The sequence below is a fragment of the Propionicimonas sp. genome, assembly GCF_034927565.1.
Lineage (GTDB): Bacteria > Actinomycetota > Actinomycetes > Propionibacteriales > Propionibacteriaceae > Propionicimonas.
Genome location: NZ_JAYFPT010000109.1, coordinates 1 through 3393, shown reverse-complemented (window position 1 = coordinate 3393; position 3393 = coordinate 1). Strand labels below are relative to the sequence as shown.

Here is a 3393-nt window from a genome sequence, read left to right as displayed (position 1 = left end):
TCCAGTTCGGGGATCTGTTCCTCGGCAGCGCCAGCCTGCGCCCGGCCCTGGTCGGTCTGCTCACTCATCAGTCGATTCCTGCGTCGTCTCGTCGGTGGTCTGGTCGAACTCGGACCCGATGCCGTCGGCCACCTCGGCACCGAGCCAGCGGATGGTCAGTTCCCCCAGCGGGGCCAGCTGTTCGAAGGCCACCGCCTGCTCACGGTACAGCTCCAGCAGCGCCAGGAAGCGCGCCACCACCACGAGCTTCTCCTCGGCATCGGCGACCAGTGCCCGGAAGGACACGTTGGGGTGCTCCTTCAGCCGCGCGATGATCACCTCCGCCTGGTCGCGCACGCTCACCCGCGGGATGTGCAGGTGTCCCAGGGCCACCTCGACCGGAGGTTTGGGCGCGAGGGCGGCCGAGGCCAGCAGGGCCAGCTGGTCGGCCAGACCGGTCAGGTCGACCTCGGGCAGCAGTTTCGCGAACTGCTCCTCCAGCCCGCCCGGACGCGGGTGCCGGCGGTCCTGGACGGCCAGGGTCTCGGCGATCCAGCCCGAGACCAGTTTGAACGCCCGGTACTGCAGCAGCCGGGCGAAGAGCAGGTCGCGGGCCTCCAGCAGGGCGAGATCCTCCTCGTCGTCCACCTCGCCGGAGGGCAGCAGCCGGGCCGCCTTCAGGTCGAGCAGGGTGGCGCCGACGACGATGAACTGGCTGGTCTCGTTGAGATCCCAGGCTTGCGTGGCCTGGGCCTGCCGCAGGTGGGCGATGAACTCGTCGGTGACCTGGGAGAGCGCCACCTCGGTGATGTCGAGCTTGTGCTTGCCGATCAGCTGCAGCAGCAGGTCGAAGGGGCCGGAGAAGTTGGTCAGGTGGACGGAGAACCCGCGTTCGTCCACCGCCGGTTCTGCTGCGAGGGTCACTGCTCGCTCAGGGCGCGGACCAGGCCGGACTCCCCGCCCCTGGCCTCGAGTTCGGCCATCACCAGGCTGATCGCCGCGCGGACGATCCGGCCCCGGTCGACCGCCACGCCGTGCTCGGCGCGCAGGATGAGCCGGGCTTGCTCCAGGGCGATCAGTTCGGCGCTGCTGACGTAGACGGTGATCTTCTCGTCATGCCGCACCCGGCCGCTGGGCGCAACCTGTTCGGTGGGTTGTTCGGCTGCTGGCCCGGGCTCCCCCGTCGTCGGGCGGAAGAGCTCGGAGACTCCGCTCAGGCGTCCGGGCATCGCTGCAACACCTCCCTGGCAACCATCCGGTAGGACTCGGCGCCTGTCGAACTCGGGGCGTAGGTGGTGATCGGCTCGCCCGCGACGGTGGTCTCGGGGAACTTGATGGTGCGCCGGATCACCGTGTGGAAGACGTCATCGCCGAAGGCCTGCACCACCCGGTCGAGCACCTCGCGGGAGTGCAGGGTGCGCGAGTCGTACATCGTCCCCAGGATGCCGAGCAGTTCGAGGTCGGGGTTGAGCCGGTCCTGCACCTTCGAGATGGTGTCGGTGAGCAACGCCACCCCGCGCAGCGCGAAGAACTCCAGTTCGAGCGGCACCATCACCTTGTCGGCGGTGGTCAGCGCGTTGACTGTCAGCAGGCCCAGCGAGGGGGCGCAGTCGATCAGGATGATGTCGTAGAGGTGCCGCACCTTGGCCAGCGCGCGGTGCAGGGTCTGCTCGCGGGCGACCTCGCTGACCAGCTGCAGTTCTGCAGCCGACAGGTCGATGTTGGACGGCAGCAGGTCCATCCCCTCGACCCCGGACGGACGGATCACGTCGGTGACCTTGGCGTCCCGGCGCACCAGCACGTCGTAGATGCTGGTCTGGAGGGTGTGCGGGTTGACCCCCAGGCCGACCGACAGCGAGCCCTGTGGGTCGAAGTCGACCAGCAGCACCTTCCGTCCGGTCTCGGCCAGCGCCGCGCCCAGATTGATCGTGGTGGTGGTCTTGCCGACGCCGCCTTTCTGGTTGCACATCGCGATGATCAGCGCCCGGGTGGTGCGGTTCGGGTCGGGCGGTGTGGGCACCGGCAGGTCGGGCAGCGGCCGTCCGGTCGGGCCGAGGCCAGCTGCTGCGGTCTCGGGTTCGTCGAACAGGGCGGTCTCATCGTTCTTCACAGTTCGCACCCTATCCCGGAAATGTCGACAAGTCTGTTTGCCTCGGCGGGTCCGCTCCCTCAATAGTCCGTATCTCACCCTCGTCCGCCGCACGGGCTGTGACAGACCGAGCACCCGCCCCAATAGACAACGCAGAAGAGGGCTTGCGTTCTCGCGACCCGCGGTGGTGGGAGAAAGGCGGCAGTGGATGGCGACAGTTGAGACAGCATCCTTCCCGGCAAGCTCCGCCCAGGACGGACGCAGTCACATCGCCGGCCGTCAGCCATGGGTGACACCTCCTTGTGACGAGCCAGCCATGGAAACCTCCGCACTCGACTACGGTGATGGCATGCGTGACCCCCAAACGCAGCACGCGGAGGAACTCGCTGAACGGTTCACTGCCTTCTACGGCCACATGTACAACCCGATGCGCAGTCTCCTCGCTCGCACAGCAGTCGGAGCCGACCAGGAGGCCGTGCTGCACGACGCGTTCGAGGTGGCGTGGCGCCATCTACTCAAAACCGGAAACCTCGATCGACGGTGGTTCGTCCAGGTGGTTCGCAACAAGGTAGGTGATTTCTACCGGGCGGCCGCACGACGAGAGCATCCGGTCGATGGTCTGGCCATCCTTGAGCCCGGTCAGCCGGTCGATGCCGCGGATGCCTGGGCCAATCGGGTAGATGTGCAGCAGGCGATGCTCCGGCTTCCGGTCGACACCTACGAAGTGCTGGTACTGGCGTTGTGGTGCGACCTTCCGACCGCAGAAGCCGCCGCCGTGCTGGGGATCAGCCCAACGGCGTTCAGTACGCGGCTGAGTCGGGCGAAGCAGGCCTTCGCGGCACAGTACGCTCACCGGCCGGCGTCTTCGGAGAAGCAGGTTCCCCGTCAGGAGGTGACCGAATGGACCGAGTAGAACGTTTGATCCGTTCCGCCAGCCCGGCCGACGAGCCACTATCGGCGCGTGCTGAGGCGGACTTGGCGCGCATTCTGGCCACCGTTCCGGAAGACTCTCCAGCGACCAGCCTCCGGCGACGCCCACGCGCGCGCTGGGTGCTCTCGATTGCCGCCGCTGCCGTCCTGGTTCTCGCGATCAGCGTCGCATCGATCGTGCGGCCCCAGCAGGTCTACGCTGCGACGCCACCCATGCTTGCGATCTCCCCCATCGAAACGGATGCCCCGACAGTTCTGCGCCACCTCGCCACCCTGGCGGCCAGCCAGCTCGACCTTTCCGCCGAAACCCAGATCATCACCCAGTGGTGGGCACTGGCCAGCGAGGTGGATGAGGCCGGTGGAGTCGTCGCTTCACGCGTCGACCCGGTCAGACG

The 3393-nt window shown here is 67.6% G+C and carries 5 protein-coding genes; 2 read left to right on the top strand and 3 right to left on the bottom strand.

Annotation, left to right across the window (positions count from 1 at the left end; genetic code table 11):
• Nucleotides 1-60 precede the first annotated feature (60 nt).
• The 3 genes from VB080_RS15155 to VB080_RS15145 are packed head-to-tail and all read right to left on the bottom strand — an operon-like array spanning nt 61 to nt 2089.
• Nucleotides 61-903, bottom strand: coding sequence for a ScpA family protein (locus VB080_RS15155; RefSeq protein WP_323419289.1), 843 nt, complete (start codon nt 901-903; stop codon nt 61-63).
• Entirely contained in the window at nt 900-1208 is a 309-nt protein-coding gene (locus tag VB080_RS15150) for a hypothetical protein (RefSeq protein ID WP_323419288.1), read from the bottom strand. Before VB080_RS15150 ends, VB080_RS15155 begins: the two co-directional genes overlap by 4 nt.
• Entirely contained in the window at nt 1193-2089 is an 897-nt protein-coding gene (locus tag VB080_RS15145) for a ParA family protein (RefSeq protein ID WP_323419287.1), read from the bottom strand. Before VB080_RS15145 ends, VB080_RS15150 begins: the two co-directional genes overlap by 16 nt.
• 295 nt (nt 2090-2384) lie before the next feature.
• Here VB080_RS15145 and VB080_RS15140 point away from each other — a divergent pair, with 295 nt between their 5' ends.
• Both VB080_RS15140 and VB080_RS15135 read left to right on the top strand, forming a co-directional pair.
• Nucleotides 2385-2981: a sigma-70 family RNA polymerase sigma factor gene (locus VB080_RS15140; RefSeq protein WP_323419286.1), complete on the top strand. Its 597-nt coding sequence runs from the start codon at nt 2385-2387 to the stop codon at nt 2979-2981.
• 62 nt (nt 2982-3043) lie between these two features.
• On the top strand, nt 3044-3393 hold a 350-nt coding region (locus tag VB080_RS15135; protein WP_323419285.1), incomplete at its 3' end, for a hypothetical protein.

What these genes read in the sequence shown, in the direction of transcription:
- VB080_RS15140 (WP_323419286.1), top strand. Translation starts at nt 2,385, where the DNA reads ATGGAAACCTCCGCACTCGACTACGGTGATGGCATGCGTGACCCCCAA.
- VB080_RS15150 (WP_323419288.1), bottom strand. Translation starts at nt 1,208, where the DNA reads ATGCCCGGACGCCTGAGCGGAGTCTCCGAGCTCTTCCGCCCGACGACG.